This is a genomic window from Cellvibrio sp. QJXJ (assembly GCF_024452345.1).
Taxonomy (GTDB): Bacteria; Pseudomonadota; Gammaproteobacteria; order Pseudomonadales; family Cellvibrionaceae; genus Cellvibrio.
Genome location: NZ_CP101662.1, coordinates 4444023 through 4458434, shown reverse-complemented (window position 1 = coordinate 4458434; position 14412 = coordinate 4444023). Strand labels below are relative to the sequence as shown.

The following is a 14412-nucleotide window of genomic DNA, read 5'->3' as shown; positions in this document are numbered from 1 at the left end:
TTGCGCACTAGCGCCGGAAGCCCACTTATGAATGCACCTGTTTTTATCTTGATTACTGCGGTATTTTTTGCCCTGTCTGGCTGCAGCAGTTCACTCGCGCCCAAACCTGACCCGAGGTTAACGAAGGAGTGCGTTATTTTATTACACGGATTGGCGCGCACCAGCGAGTCCATGGTACCGCTGGCCACACAATTACAGGCGCAGGGTTACAGGGTCGTCAATATCAATTACCCCTCGCGCGAATTTCCTATTGCAACCCTGGCACAAAAAGCTATTCCGCCCGCACTGGCACAATGCCGTGCCGGTGCAGCGCAAAAAATTCACTTTGTGACCCATTCACTGGGCGGAATTTTATTGCGCCAATATTTACACACTCACACGATTCCCGAGCTAACCCGGGTAGTGATGCTCGCGCCGCCGAATAAAGGCAGTGAAATAGTGGATCACTTAAAAGACCTGCCGCCCTTTGCTTGGCTCAATGGCCCGGCAGGCGGGGAATTGGGAACCGACGCGAGCGCTTTGCCCCGCCGTTTGGGCGCGGTGGATTTTGACTTGGGCGTGATCGCTGGAACCACGAGCATCAATTTATTATTGTCGCTTTATCTGCCCAATCCCGATGACGGTAAAGTGTCGGTGGAAAGTACCAAAATCGATGGTATGCGCGATTTTATTGCGCTGCCCGTTTCACATCCTTTTATCATGAAAGATAAAACTACCATCGCACAGGTGATTCATTTTTTAACCCAGGGTAAGTTTTTACACACACCCGATCGCTAACAGATAACAGGGAATTTTTAACCATGGTGAGTTTCGCCGAACACTCTAGCCTGCCCATTTTTGCCGGACTCTTTGTCCTGCTGGTTTTGCTGCTGACCACAACCGGCTGCAGCACCCTGCGCAACGTCAAACCCTGGCACAGAATTGAACTGCAACAGGAATTTAATGCCGCGCTGATTAAGCAAAACGGAGCATCGACGTACACCTGGAGTGATTATTTACAGCAGGAGGAAAAACTTTTTCAGGAGCTGAAAACGCAATTAAGTGAAACCGATACCTATCAAGGTTACAGATACGAGCTGGGTTCTCCACTGAATCCGCTCAATCACACCACTAACTGGAATCGCAGTTTTGTTGTAAAACCGGAAAAAATTCGCGCGGGCATTGTTATGCTCCACGGCTTGACCGATTCACCCTACTCGGTGCGTCGTCTGGCGCAGACATTTGCGGCTGAAGGTTTTTTAGTTATTGGCGTGCGAGTACCTGGGCACGGCACCCTGCCTTCCGGATTATTGACGGCAACCTGGCGCGACTGGGCAGCGGCAACCCGTTTGGCGGCAGAGGAATTACACCGGCAACTGGGCGATAACCCGCATTTTTATCTACTGGGCTACTCGAACGGCGGCACCCTTGCACTCAATTACGCCCTGGATGCAGTGGAAGACAAAAACCTGCCCCAGCCGAAAAAAATTATCTTGCTCTCTCCCATGATCGGCATCAGTGACTTTGCCGGACTGAGCAAGCCGCTGGAATTGGTGGGCCACTTACCGCTGCTCAGTTCGCGCCGCTGGTTAAACAAAAGCCCGGAATACAACCCGTTTAAATACAATTCCTTTCCCGTAAATGCCGCTTGGCAAGCCCATCGTTTTTCACGCCATGTGCAACAAAAAATCCAGCGTTTGGCAAGCAAGCAACAACTATCAAATCTGGCGCCGATACTGACGTTTCAATCCATTGCAGACTCAACCGTCAAAACCGCAGCCATTGAACAGCATGTTTATCGCCACCTGCCCGCCAACAACAGCGAACTGGTGTTGTTTGATATCAATCGTCACCACAATTTTTTGCCCATCACCCGCACGGGTGCCAGCCGCTATATGAGTAGCCACTTTGCACCGGCGCTGCGCGCTTATGATCTGGTGAAAATTGCCAACCGTAACGGCAACACCACTGCTGTGAGTGAGTGGCGGCAAGAGGCAGGCAACCTTGCCGAGCAGGAACAACCGCTCGCGTTGGAATTCCCCAATGGCGTATTTTCACTCTCCCACGTCGCCCTGCCTTTTGCCGTGGATGACCCGGTGTATGGGCTAACACCCAACACGGATGAAGACTACGGTATCCGCTTGGGCAGCCTGCATTTATTGGGCGAGACCAAGACGCTGATTATTAATGCCAGCGCTGGCATGCGGCTCTACTGCAATCCGTTTTACCCCTATATGGAAACGCGTATTTTTAACTGGCTCAACCTACCCCGCATTCCCGACAATTAAGCCGCCGGGTGGCAGTAAATGGGCAAACCCGGTATTTCCGTCTATGCTCAGGGCATAACGAAAACACCACTACGGGAGTACGCATAGGCGACTATGCCCAACGATTCAAAGAATAAGTTCCAACGCGGCATGGTGTATTTATTTGCCATTTTGGCGAGTATTGGTATCGCACCCTTTGTAGTGATTCGCTATTTGAATGGTGAGCTGCTTAATGCCGTGGTGGATTTGGCGATTGTCATTGCCGCCCTGGGCAGCGCATTAGTGACTTACCGGCGCAGACAGGCGACCACGCTGATATCCGTTGTTACTGCCATTCTCTATTCGGCAGGTGCGGTAGTTGTCACCCATTTAAACGAACCGATTTATGTGTTTTGGCTGTTCCCCGCCATTCTCGCCAATTTCTTTTTGCTCAGTGCCAATGCTGCACTGATCACCAACTTGCTGTGCATAGTGGCTATTTTGCCGATTGCCGCCCGCCTTGAGACCAATACTGAACTGTTTGCGATGATCTCCAGTTTGTTAATTTGCGGCAGCATGGCTTACACCTTTGCCTTGCTAACTGACCGCCAACGTGAACTGCTGGAAGGTTACGCCACTCAGGATGCCCTGACCCAACTGGGCAACCGCCGTGCGATGGACGAAGAACTGCGCCTGTGTGTGGAGGATTACGCCCGCGCCAATACCCCCGCCACGTTGATTGTGCTCGATCTGGATTTTTTCAAAATGGTCAATGACAAGTTCGGGCATAAAGTGGGCGACAGAGTATTGGTTGACCTGGCCGAATTACTCGCGCGACGGGCGCGCAAAACAGATCGGGTGTTTCGTTTTGGTGGCGAAGAATTTGTGGTATTGGCGCGCAACACCGGCCTTGAAGCTGCACTGGTAATTGCGGAGCAGTTGCGCGCGCAAATCGAAGAGGAATTGAAAGACCCGGAGGGCGCTATCACCGCTTCTTTTGGCTGTGCCGAATTGCAAAAAGATGAAGACCAGCATGGCTGGTTTGTACGCGCCGACAAAGCCATCTACCAAGCCAAACAACAAGGCCGCAATTGTGTTGTGGCGGCAGACTAGTGGTTGCAAATTAACGCTGGGCGCGGTGTGAGAACTGTCGTCAGCTTTGCGATTCTTTATCCCCATCAAATTCCCCGCTGCGTTATGCTCCCAACTAGATTCAACAACATAATGACATTAATCGTTCATCAGGCTTCTTCATGCAATCACTGATTAGCAACATCATCGACCAAGTGGATCAAGTATTACTGGGTAAGGATCAGCAGGTACGCCTCGCACTCGCCTGCCTGTTTGCCGAAGGGCATTTATTGATTGAAGACCTACCCGGCATGGGCAAAACCACCCTCGCCCACTGTCTGGCAAAAGTGCTGGGGCTGAAGTTTGAACGGGTGCAATTCACCAGCGATTTACTGCCCGCCGATATTCTGGGCGTAGCAATTTTTGAACGCGAACAGGGTGTATTTAAATTTCACCCCGGCCCGGTGTTTACCCAGGTGTTGCTCGCCGATGAAATCAACCGCAGTTCCCCCAAAACCCAAAGTGCATTGCTGGAGGCGATGGAAGAAGGCCAAGTCACCATTGAAGGTAAAAGCCGGCCATTGCCCACCCCGTTTTTTGTGATCGCGACACAAAACCCCTTATCGCAAAGCGGCACCTTTCCGCTGCCCGAGTCACAACTCGACCGGTTTTTAATGCGCATCTCCCTCGGCTACCCCAGCCCGGCATCCGAGCGTTTACTGTTTGAAGGCGTGGACCCGCGTGCACGTATTCGCGAATTAAAACCACTGGTTAATAACGAGCAATTGGCAGCCATCCAAAAGGCGGTAAAACAGGTGACGGCGAGCGAGGTGCTGCTGGATTATGTGCAACGGCTAGTAGCCTTTACCCGCAGCGATGCGCGTTTTAGCTATGGCTTATCGCCGCGCGGCGCACTGGCTTTATTGCGCGCCGCCAAAGCCTGGGCACTGATTCACCAGCGCGCTTACTTGGTGCCGGAGGATATCCAACAGGTATTGCCCGCTGTGGTCGGCCACCGGGTGCGCGGCACCGGCCACAGCAACGACAGCGATGCACTGGTAAAACATTTGCGCGACAGTGTGAATGTACTGGCGTAAGGGCGAGACCGGCCATGAGCATTAGCACCTACTGGCGCGCCATCTGGCAGCGCCGCTTTTTCCGCTGGATCGACAAACGGGCGCCGCGTGCACGCCAGATCAGTCTCAACCGCAAAAACCTCTACATCTTCCCCAATCGCACTGGTTTTTTGTATTTGGCGATGACACTGGTGATTTGGTTGCTGGGCACCAACTACCAAAATAACCTGATCCTCGCTCTCGCCTACTTGATGATTAGCTTGTTCGTAGTGGCGATCCATCACACCTTTGCCAACCTGTCCGGCATTAGCGTGCGCTTTATTAGCGCCACCCCCGCTTTTGCGGGCGAGCCCGCCAGTTTCGTGCTGGAGTTTGAAACGCGCCACAAACGCGGCAGCGAAAATGTGGAGATCTGTTGGCAGGGAGGCGAGCGGCATACTTTCGCGCTCAACCCCGCCGAACCGCAGCGCGTGAACCTGCGTGCGCCCAGCAAAGTGCGCGGTTACCTGCACCCCGGGCGTTTGTTAATCCAGAGCCGCTTTCCGCTGGGCATTATTCGCTGCTGGAGTTGGTTGAACCTGGAGGCGGTGGCGCTGATTTACCCCCAGCCGATTGCTATCGATGAACCCCATCACCAAGCCAGCAGCGGGCGCGAGGAAGGCGGCAGCAGTACACGCGGTGGCGACGACTTCAGCGGCCTGCGTGAATATCAAGCAGGTGACCCCATCAAACACATCGCCTGGAAACAATATGCGCAAAACAAGGGGCTGTTTACCAAGGAGTACGAAGCCTATTTTTCCGCTGACAAGTGGCTGGATTGGCACAGCCTCAACCAATTGCAGGAGCTGCGTTTGTCTGGCCTGTGTTATTGGGCCCTGCACTACGAGCGCCAGCAAATCCCCTATGGCCTGAGTTTGCCCGGTTTGACGCTAGAACCCGCGCTAGGCGAATACCACCTGCAAACCGTGCTCAAGGCGCTGGCCCAATTTAACCTGGCGCGCGAGGCTGGCTATGTGGACTAAACGGCTCGCTCAACCCCGTTCGCAGCGCACCGAATATTTAGCGCGCGACAAACTCGCGTGGCTGCTGGTGATGCAGACGCTATTGATCTTGCCATTGCTGATTAATTTGCCTGCCTGGCTCTGGCTGGTGTGGGCGATAGCGGGGTTTTGGCGCACCCAGGTCTTTCGCGGCCGCTGGGGTGCTCCGGGCGGCACGGTGAAAACCCTGCTTACGCTGGTGTGTGCGGGGGGCCTAATTGCCAGTTACGCCGGTAAAACCGGCACCGACACCATGGTCGGACTGTTGGTATGCGCCTTTGTACTCAAGCTGTTGGAAGTGAATTCCGCGCGCGATGCGCAGCTGCTGATTTTTATCGGTTTTGTGATTACCGCCTGCCAATTATTGTTCAACCAAAGCCCCTTGGCAGCGTTTTACAGCCTGGGCTGCCTGCTGGTGCTGCTCGCCAGTTGGCGCTCGCTCTACCTGACCACCGCGCAAAGCAATGGCCTGCGCCTGCGCGCCGGAGGGCGTTTGTTGCTGCATGCACTGCCGGTAATGCTGGTGTTGTTTGTGGTGATCCCGCGCCTTGGGCCGCTGTGGGCGATACCCAACCAGCAGGCGGCCAAAACCGGTTTTAGCAATAGCCTTTCACCCGGTGATTTGGGTCAGCTCGCGCTTAACCGCGCGCCCGCATTTCGCGTGGAATTCACCAACAAAGACGAACCACCACCCGCCAATCAACTCTATTGGCGCGGCTTGGTATTAGACAATTTTGACGGTCGCACCTGGCGCCAACGCGATAGCTGGGGCCTGCCGCCTGCGGCTGAAAACAACCAGCGGGTACTGGAATCGCTGGATTACAGCATCATTATGGAACCCCACGGCCAGCCCTGGCTGTTCAGCCTGATGACACCCCAGCGCACCAGCGCAGTGAGCAACCGTCGCCCCATCCGCATCACCCGCGACCACTTGTTGTACAACCCGGTGCCTGTCGCCCAGCGCCTGCGTTATGAAGTCAGTTCGGCGCTGCAGCTGGAGCCAGTTGCCAAGGTATCGCTCTCCACAGGCGAACGCGCCGCCCACACGCGTTTGCCCGCCAATGCCAACCCGCAAACCCGCGCACTGGCTGAACAATGGCGAGGTGAAGGGTTAGCTGATCAAGCCATTATTGAACGTGCGCTCAGCCTGTTTAACCGTGAATTTACCTACAGCCTGCAGCCACCTGTGCTCGGCCAACACTCGGTGGACGAGTTTTTATTCAGCACCAAAAAGGGCTTTTGTGAGCACTTTGCCAGCAGTTTTAGCGTATTGCTGCGCGCTGCGGGGGTTCCGGTGCGAGTGGTGGTGGGCTATCAGGGCGGACGCTGGAACCCGCTGGAAAATTACCTGCTGGTGAGCCAGTCCGATGCGCATGCCTGGACCGAAGTATGGATAGAGGGCGAGGGTTGGCGCACTATCGACCCCACCGCGGCCGTCGCCCCCAACCGTATTGAACAGGGGTTGGATGACGCCCTCAGCGCCGACGACCAGAACCTGATGAGTAACAACTGGAGTGGTTCATCCCTGCTCTACAACCTGCAACTGCGCTGGGATGCCGCCAACTTCGTGTGGCAGCGCTGGGTATTAAATTACGACAGCGATGCGCAGGAGGGGCTGCTCACCCGCCTGCTCGGCGGCACCGAAGTCTGGCGCATTACCCTTTGGCTCGTGGGTTTGGGATTAGCAGCGGCAGCACTGGCCGCTTGGGCACTGCTGCGCAGCCACGCCCGCCCCGCCCTGCGCGCGGAAATTCGCGCTATTCAATCCCTTGAACGCAAGCTCGCCCAACTGGGTTATGTGCGCGCAATGGGTGAAACGCCGGGGGATTTTATTGCGCGGGTGATTCGCAGCGAGCCGCGCTGGCAAGCCAGTTTGAGCATTATCGCGCGCCTGTTTGAACAGATCGCCTATCGCCAACAAACCCAGCAACTGGCGCAATTGCAGGAGAAAGTCCGCCGCTTTCCCTCCTTGTAGATACTAATCTTAAATCCCACCCATAAAAAAACCGCTCACCGGATAATCCAGTGAACGGTTTTTTTATGCGTAAGAAAATTAAGCGCGTGCTTTTTTTCTCATCACACCCAAGCCCAACAGGCCCAGACCAAGCAACAGCATTGCGCTAGGCTCGGGCACGCCCACTGGCGCTGCAACTACTTTGGTAACTACATTCAAGGTTGAGCGGTCGATGTAAAAATCACCAACTACGCTGGTCACAGTAACAAACAGTAAGCCGTTTGCATTTAATTCCACCAGCGAGCTGAAAGCGAAATCATGAAACCAGCTCGTCACTGGCTTGAATTCAGAACCGGTAATTTTTACCAAATCAAAAAAGATGTGCGCATTCTCAGGGCCATCTTTTTTGCTCAGGTCATCATCGCGAAATTCAATCAGAATACTTGCGCTCTCTGCAGAACCCAGCACAAAACCATAATCGAGAATATTGTGGGTCCAAGAGAAGGTTCCTTTGCTAGCAACCAACTGACCAGTACCAAAATCTTCTACGTCAGTAATCAAACCTGCTGTGCTGTTCAGTGAAAACAAGCAAGCAACCACAGCCAAAAGGCCTTTTACATTTTTAATCAACATTGATGTGTTCCATTTAATTAACTAAAAGCAGCAAAACCGCTGCCCTACCACATTTCAGTAACCCAAGGAGTTACTACGTAAAAACACACATGAGTGCGTTAAACAATTATTAGTTGGTGCGATTTGCTCTTCTTACCAGAACCAGACCAACCAAACCAATCATCAACATAACCAGTGAGCTGGCTTCATTAACACTCGCGCGTGCCGTTACCACTACGTTGTCAATAAAGTTGCCGTAGGTGCCATTGGTCAGGGTAGAAAAAGTCAGCACACTGGTAGCTGCACCGGCAACAAAACTACCTTCAAATTTTGACCAAGCACTGGTGGTGTGGTTGTCCAGAACCAACGCGAGGTTTGCTACGGAGAAGGAGAATGCCTCAGTGTCGTTTTGACGCGCGCGGTAAAAGAATGAAACGTCGTAGGTTTGACCGGCACTTGTCGCCAGATTTTGGAATATAGAAAAGATGGCACCGTTGTAGGGGTCAGCATTTAATTCGATGTGGTTCTTACCGTCAGGAGCTTTTACACCACTCATGCCATTCCAAATCTCGATGCGGCTGCCTTCCCAACCATTTACGGCGCTCGCATTAAACGCTTTCCAGGAACCAGCGTTCACGGCGTTGTCTTCAAAACTACCGTTAACAATCAAATTAGCTTGTGCAGAAATTGATAAAAACAGACCCGCCAGCAATGCAAATACAGGAACAGAAATAACGCGTTTTAACATGATGGAATCCATTGATAAGTCAGTGAGGTTGGCTGGTTGTTTTAGCCTAGCCATTGTCGTCTAAATTAGCAATTATCAAGCCACGCATGCAATTGCGATATAAATCAATATCATGCTGATAACCAAATCACATTAAAAATAGAATAGTGTAAAAAAAACCGTCAGTTGCCTGGATTTTAGGTCGCTATCGATATGGATTTTGGCGACGCAGGCTGTTTATACTCGCGCCGCGACAATTCCCCTAACGCCAGTGCGCTGAACACCCTAAGGAAGCACCATGAACACCCTCTTGGATAGCGACATTTCTGGCGCTTATAAAGACCCCCTAAATAGCACCCCTAGCAAACGTCAAAACCTTGTCGATAAGCCGCTGACAAATATTCCGACACTGACTAAAAACGTTCAAAAACATACTGTCGTTGTTATTGGTGGCGGCCCCGCTGGCAGTGTGGCGGCCACCCGCCTGGCGCAAACCGGAGTGGATGTGCTGGTGTTGGAGCGCGAGCAATTTCCACGCTTCCACATTGGCGAGTCGCTGCTGCCCAATGGCAATCGCATTCTGCAAGCAATTGGTGTGTGGGACAAAATCGCTGCCGCTGGTTTTATCGAAAAACGCGGTGCGCAATTTACGCTTGCCGATCGCTCACGCACCGTGCGCAACGTGTTTGCCCAGGGCTGGGTGAAAGGGTTGGAGATGACCTATCAAGTCGAGCGCGCGCGTTTTGATGAGATCCTGCTGCGCCACGCCGAAAGTTGCGGCGCGCAGGTGTGGGAGCAATGCCCTGTCACCAAAGTGACGCGCACTGAATCCGGCTGGCAGTTGGAAGCCAGCCGCGCTGGTCAACCGCTGGTCATCAATGCCGAGTGGGTGATCGACGCCAGCGGCCGTCACTGTGTCATGGGCCGCGCCATGAAACTCGCTAAAGCCGCCTTGCCCTACCCAGGGCGCATGGCCGTGTTTAATCACTTTGAACATATGCAGCGCGATAGCGGTGAACCGGCGGGCGATGTGATTGTGCTGCGCCTGGAACAGGCCTGGTTTTGGGCGATTCCCATATCCCCCACCCTCACCTCCGTGGGTGTAGTGCTGCAAAAAAATGGTGGGCGCGAAAAAGACGAGAGCTGGGAGCAATTATTCTGGCGCAAAGTAAAAGAGTCGCCTTTTTTAACCGATGCTCTCGCCCAAGCCAAACCCTTGGGTGAATACCGGATTGAATCCGACTACAGCTTTTCCCACGAGACCTTTGGTGCCGAGCGCTGCTTATTAGTGGGCGATGCCGCCAGTTTTATCGACCCGGTATTTTCCTCCGGCGTATACCTCGCACTGGAGTCAGGTTTACTCGCCGCCGACCAAATAGCCGCGCAACTGAAAATCAAGCTACCACTGTTAGCCGCGCACCGCGAAGCCAGGTTATATACGCGTTATACCAAAACCCTGAAGTCACAAATTGGCACCATGCGCCAATTGATCGATGCCTATTACGACAACAGCGCCTGCGAAGTCTTTATGTCGCCGCGCCCCACCTTGAGCTTGCCCCAGGCGATCAACTCCGTGTTGGCTGGCAGCCTGAAACCCGGTTTTGCGGTGCGCTGGCGCCTGTGGCTATTCCAACAAATCTGCAAGCTGCAAAAAAAGCGGCCGCTGGTGCCGCCAATTGAGTGGCGTTCACCGGGTGACAGCGCAGCCACTCGCAGTGCAGAATCACCGCACTAATTTTTTGGCCAGCGCCAAGGTTTTCCCTATCCGGCTCGTCCAAGCAATATGACCAGCCTTGCACTCCTCAATACTTTTTCTGACCGCCATGGAAACGCTATGACTGATGCGGATCACCCGGCGCTTATCCGCCAAGCCCAAGCGGGCGACGGTGCAGCTTTTGCGCAATTATTGGCGCAGCATTACGACACGATGTTCCGTTTTGCCTTCCGCTGGTGTGGGCACCGCAGCGATGCAGAGGACATTACCCAGCTCGCCTGTATCAAACTCGCACAATCGATTAACCAATTTCGTTTTGAAGCGGCGTTTAGCAGCTGGCTGTATCGACTGGTGATTAACTGCGCCAAGGATTGGTACAAGAGCCAACGGCGCCACCAGCATGACAATATCCACAGCTGGAGTGAGCCGGAGCAAGCGCCCGAGCACTACGCTGAAAACACTATTTATTTGCAGCAATTACTGCGTTTGCTTGATCAAATGGCCGAGGGGTTCAAAGAGACTGCACTGCTGGTGCACGGCGAGGGTTTAAGTCACGCCGAAGCGGCTGAAGTGCTGCACCTGAAAGAATCCACCGTCTCCTGGCGGCTGCATGAAATTCGTAAACAACTCAAAGCGCTGCAACAAACCGGCGATGGTAGTTGGGAGCCTTCCCCATGAACAAAAAGCCTATGAACGAAGACGATTTGCAAAAACTGCTACAACAGCAACCGCCAGCACCGGATGCCGATGCCAAGGCACGTCATATGGCGGCAGCGATGGCGGCGTTTAATGCGCAGCACACTAATGAACAAAACATCGCACAGGACACTATCCACAACATCAATCACAACAGCGAAAAAAAAACGAATATCCTCCAAGGATTTTTACAGCGCTTGCGTCTTACCCGTGACACCAACCATCACGGGAAAAACACTATGCGTGCTCCAACATTTGAACAACGCGCCTTCTGGCAAAAACCAGCATTAATCTCCGGCATTGCCGCCTCCAGCCTCGCGGTATTGGCAGGGCTGACATTTATGCAGCACTTGATGATTAATTCTGATGAGCAGGAATTAGCGGCGCGGATCGCACAAGAATCCCACACCAAGAATGTTCCACTGAATGTGCAACAACCCAGCGCTGATCTCACCCTTGAGGAATCCGTCGTTAGCGCTAATAGCGATTTAGCTAAAAAACAGGCAGTAGCAGAACACGAGCAATTGGCGCGTAGCAAAATGGTCGCCGTTCAGTCCCAAGCGATGATGGAACAGCAGCCCATGGCGCTCTCGGCACCTGCTCCCGCCTATGCAGCAGCAGATATGATGAGCCAACCCGCGCCGGAGTTTCGCGACCGGTTTAGCGATGTGAATGAAAACGGGGTACTCGCGGTAAAGAATAATCCGGTATCCACCTTTTCCATCGATGTGGATACAGCGTCCTATAGTTTTGTAAGGCGCATGCTCAATAACGGCCAGCTGCCGGAGAAAGATGCGGTGCGCAGTGAAGAGCTGATCAACTATTTTGATTACGCCTACCCCCTGCCCACCTCTAAAAAAACGCCCTTCACCACCACCGTGAGCCTGGTGGATTCTCCCTGGACCAAAGGCAACAAATTAATTCACATTGGCATTCAGGGTTATCAATTAACAGCGAGTGAAATTCCGCAATCCAATTTGGTGTTTTTGTTGGATGTGTCTGGCTCGATGGATGAACCGAGCAAATTGCCGCTGGTAAAACAATCCATGGGCTTGCTGCTGGATACCCTCAAACCCGACGACACTATTGCCATAGTGGTTTACGCCGGTGCCGCCGGCACTGTATTGGAACCGACCAAAGTTAAAGAGAAACAAAAAATTCTTGCGGCATTAACAAATTTGCAAGCAGGTGGCAGCACCGCTGGTGCCGAGGGTATCGCCCTCGCCTACCAATTGGCGGAGGCGAATTTTAATAAAAACGGTGTCAACCGCATTATCCTCGCTACCGATGGCGATTTTAATGTCGGCCAAACTGGCGATGAAGCACTGCAGGACTTTGTGGAGCGCAAACGCGAGCAGGGAATTTATTTATCGGTGCTGGGTTTTGGTCAGGGCAATTATCAGGATGCCCTAATGCAGACCCTGGCACAAAACGGCAACGGTACCGCCGCCTATATTGATACGCTCAGTGAAGCGCAAAAAGTATTGGTTACTGAAGCTACCTCCAATTTATTTCCGATCGCGCAGGATGTAAAAATCCAGGTGGAATTTAACCCCAATACCGTGAAGGAATATCGCCTGATCGGCTACGAAACCCGTGCCCTTAAACAGGAAGATTTCAACAATGACAAAGTGGATGCCGGTGAAGTAGGTGCAGGCCAACGGGTAACAGCGATTTATGAAATCACCCCCGCAGGAGCGCAGAGTGGGTTGCTGGAAGAAAGCCGTTATCAACAAGAAACCAAGGTTGATACCAAAACAAGCAGCGAATATGCCTTTTTACGTTTGCGCTACAAATTACCGGGCGAAACCCAATCGCAATTGCTTGAAACCGCTATAGAAAAAAATGTACTGCCGGATGTAAATACTACCTATCAACAAGAAGTAAATTTCTCCATCGCTGTGGCCGGTTTTGCGCAGCTGTTACGCGGTAGCAACTACGCCGGTGATTTTACCTACGACAAAGTAATTGAACTGGCGCAAGCCAATAAAGGCAAAGATGAATACGGCTACCGCACTGAATTTGTACAGTTGGTCAGAAAGGCAAAAATTGCACAGTAGTGATTTTTTCACCTACAAATAAATTATCGAAAAAGAAAGTATCGACAAAGAAAATATCGGTAACTAAAAAGCACGACAAAAAAGCCGCCGCTCAGTGAATGAACGGCGGCTTTTTATTGGCTGCACCTTGTGATTGAGGGCAGTAAAATTTAATGCACCGTAAAACTCTCACTCACTTGTTTCAGCAGCACATGTTGCACGGCAAACTGCGAAGCCAGTGTCCAGGCATAAATCACATAAAAGTGCTCCGCCGTCTCAAGTGTAGTAATGACGTAAATAATCTTAATACCATCCACCTTGGCAGCGAGTGCAGCCTGCTGTGCAGCCATGCCGCCGATATTGAGTTTACGCGGCGCTTCTTGCACATAAAATTCCTGGGTGGATTTTTCCAACCCCTGCGCAATTAATTCGCTGTAGCGTTGCAAATCAAAAGTCCCACCAAAATCAGTTTTATTTTCACGCAGCACCACGGCGTAAACATTTTCACGCAGATTCGCTACCCCAATCGCCGCTTCGGGATTCAACCGGCGCTCGCCTTTCCAGCTAGACGGGGTGGTCAGTGAAATAGTTTTATCGTCGCTGTAAGTGCGCAAATTAGTGAGTAAACCGGTAGCAGGCTCCTGCTGTTTATCGCCGCTTGAAGCCTTGGTGTGCTGCGTATTTTCCGCCGATGTTACAGGCGGTTGGTTTTTAGCGCGCGCGGCATAATTCTGGTAGGCAGGCAATGCCACGGCTGCAATTAACCCCACTAGCCCAAGCAGTGCAACGCCCACCACAATTCTCGTCAGCCAGGCACCCGAGCCGTCAGCGGCAAGCACTTTGGTAGCAGCGGGTTCCGGCACGGAGGGCAATTCTGTGGCAACCTGAGGCTCAACACTTATCACCTGAGGCGCAGCAACGGGAGGTGCAAGGGGTGCAGGAGTTGCGCCGTGATCGATAATTTCGCAGTAGCCGCCAGCATTTTGAATGGCGGTTTGGTATTTGGCGGCGGTTGTTGCATCCACACCGGCTTTTACTAGCGTGCGCGTTTTGCGCAGCATTTTTTCGATGGTGGGAGCATCTTTTTTGAAGAGTGCGGCAAGGTTGCGCACCAATGTTGCTTTATCAAAACCGGCGCGAGGTTCGGCCAGCAGGTATACATCCAGGCGTTTTTCAGTCATGCGCGCACCCTTTTGATAACCGGCGCGACATTTATGCTGACACCGGAGGCCCCTGTGTCAGCGTGGTTGTCGCGCCA

Annotated in this window: 12 protein-coding genes; 9 read left to right on the top strand and 3 right to left on the bottom strand. The window is 52.7% G+C overall.

Annotated elements, in window-relative coordinates; all coding sequences use genetic code 11:
• The first annotated feature begins 27 nt into the window (after positions 1-27).
• The 6 genes from NNX04_RS19305 to NNX04_RS19280 all read left to right on the top strand — a co-directional run bounded on the left by NNX04_RS19305 (position 28) and on the right by NNX04_RS19280 (position 7387).
• The gene (locus NNX04_RS19305; protein ID WP_261946856.1) at positions 28-777 is read left to right on the top strand and encodes an esterase/lipase family protein; all 750 of its coding nucleotides are present in this window, start codon (positions 28-30) and stop codon (positions 775-777) included.
• 23 nt (positions 778-800) lie between these two features.
• Positions 801-2267, top strand: a complete 1467-nt coding sequence (locus NNX04_RS19300) for an alpha/beta hydrolase (RefSeq protein WP_261946855.1) — start codon at positions 801-803, stop codon at positions 2265-2267.
• A 93-nt stretch (positions 2268-2360) separates the two neighbouring features.
• A complete protein-coding gene (locus NNX04_RS19295; protein ID WP_261946854.1) occupies positions 2361-3338 on the top strand; it encodes a GGDEF domain-containing protein in 978 nt (325 codons plus the stop codon).
• A gap of 140 nt (positions 3339-3478) precedes the next feature.
• On the top strand, positions 3479-4393 hold the full coding sequence (locus NNX04_RS19290; protein ID WP_261946853.1) for an AAA family ATPase: 915 nt from the start codon (positions 3479-3481) through the stop codon (positions 4391-4393).
• 14 nt (positions 4394-4407) lie between these two features.
• Positions 4408-5394, top strand: coding sequence for a DUF58 domain-containing protein (locus tag NNX04_RS19285; protein ID WP_261946852.1), 987 nt, complete (start codon positions 4408-4410; stop codon positions 5392-5394).
• A complete protein-coding gene (locus NNX04_RS19280) occupies positions 5384-7387 on the top strand; it encodes a transglutaminase TgpA family protein (protein WP_261946851.1) in 2004 nt (667 codons plus the stop codon). Before NNX04_RS19285 ends, NNX04_RS19280 begins: the two co-directional genes overlap by 11 nt.
• A gap of 78 nt (positions 7388-7465) precedes the next feature.
• On the opposite strand, the gene NNX04_RS19275 is transcribed toward NNX04_RS19280, so the two are convergent.
• Complete coding sequence (locus tag NNX04_RS19275; protein WP_261946850.1) at positions 7466-7999, bottom strand: PEP-CTERM sorting domain-containing protein; 534 nt, start codon at positions 7997-7999, stop codon at positions 7466-7468.
• Between the two features lie 109 nt (positions 8000-8108).
• Complete coding sequence (locus tag NNX04_RS19270; RefSeq protein WP_261946849.1) at positions 8109-8726, bottom strand: DUF642 domain-containing protein; 618 nt, start codon at positions 8724-8726, stop codon at positions 8109-8111.
• 277 nt (positions 8727-9003) lie between these two features.
• On the opposite strand from NNX04_RS19270, the gene NNX04_RS19265 reads away from it, so the two are divergent.
• The 3 genes from NNX04_RS19265 (at position 9004) to NNX04_RS19255 (ending at position 13175) form a co-directional block, all read left to right on the top strand.
• On the top strand, positions 9004-10440 hold the full coding sequence (locus tag NNX04_RS19265; protein ID WP_261946848.1) for an NAD(P)/FAD-dependent oxidoreductase: 1437 nt from the start codon (positions 9004-9006) through the stop codon (positions 10438-10440).
• Between the two features lie 99 nt (positions 10441-10539).
• A complete protein-coding gene (locus NNX04_RS19260) occupies positions 10540-11097 on the top strand; it encodes an RNA polymerase sigma factor (RefSeq protein WP_040392874.1) in 558 nt (185 codons plus the stop codon).
• A complete protein-coding gene (locus NNX04_RS19255) occupies positions 11094-13175 on the top strand; it encodes a vWA domain-containing protein (RefSeq protein WP_261946847.1) in 2082 nt (693 codons plus the stop codon). Before NNX04_RS19260 ends, NNX04_RS19255 begins: the two co-directional genes overlap by 4 nt.
• Positions 13176-13324: 149 nt before the next feature.
• Here NNX04_RS19255 and NNX04_RS19250 read toward each other — a convergent pair whose 3' ends face one another.
• Positions 13325-14335, bottom strand: coding sequence for a hypothetical protein (locus tag NNX04_RS19250; RefSeq protein WP_261946846.1), 1011 nt, complete (start codon positions 14333-14335; stop codon positions 13325-13327).
• Positions 14336-14412: the final 77 nt, after the last annotated feature.

Bases quoted from the DNA above. Each gene is read 5' to 3' on its own strand.
- NNX04_RS19295 (WP_261946854.1), top strand. From the start codon at position 2,361: ATGCCCAACGATTCAAAGAATAAGTTCCAACGCGGCATGGTGTATTTA.
- NNX04_RS19290 (WP_261946853.1), top strand. From the start codon at position 3,479: ATGCAATCACTGATTAGCAACATCATCGACCAAGTGGATCAAGTATTA.
- NNX04_RS19260 (WP_040392874.1), top strand. From the start codon at position 10,540: ATGACTGATGCGGATCACCCGGCGCTTATCCGCCAAGCCCAAGCGGGC.
- NNX04_RS19270 (WP_261946849.1), bottom strand. From the start codon at position 8,726: ATGTTAAAACGCGTTATTTCTGTTCCTGTATTTGCATTGCTGGCGGGT.
- NNX04_RS19305 (WP_261946856.1), top strand. From the start codon at position 28: ATGAATGCACCTGTTTTTATCTTGATTACTGCGGTATTTTTTGCCCTG.
- NNX04_RS19255 (WP_261946847.1), top strand. From the start codon at position 11,094: ATGAACAAAAAGCCTATGAACGAAGACGATTTGCAAAAACTGCTACAA.
- NNX04_RS19265 (WP_261946848.1), top strand. From the start codon at position 9,004: ATGAACACCCTCTTGGATAGCGACATTTCTGGCGCTTATAAAGACCCC.
- NNX04_RS19250 (WP_261946846.1), bottom strand. From the start codon at position 14,335: ATGACTGAAAAACGCCTGGATGTATACCTGCTGGCCGAACCTCGCGCC.
- NNX04_RS19280 (WP_261946851.1), top strand. From the start codon at position 5,384: ATGTGGACTAAACGGCTCGCTCAACCCCGTTCGCAGCGCACCGAATAT.
- NNX04_RS19285 (WP_261946852.1), top strand. From the start codon at position 4,408: ATGAGCATTAGCACCTACTGGCGCGCCATCTGGCAGCGCCGCTTTTTC.
- NNX04_RS19275 (WP_261946850.1), bottom strand. From the start codon at position 7,999: ATGTTGATTAAAAATGTAAAAGGCCTTTTGGCTGTGGTTGCTTGCTTG.
- NNX04_RS19300 (WP_261946855.1), top strand. From the start codon at position 801: ATGGTGAGTTTCGCCGAACACTCTAGCCTGCCCATTTTTGCCGGACTC.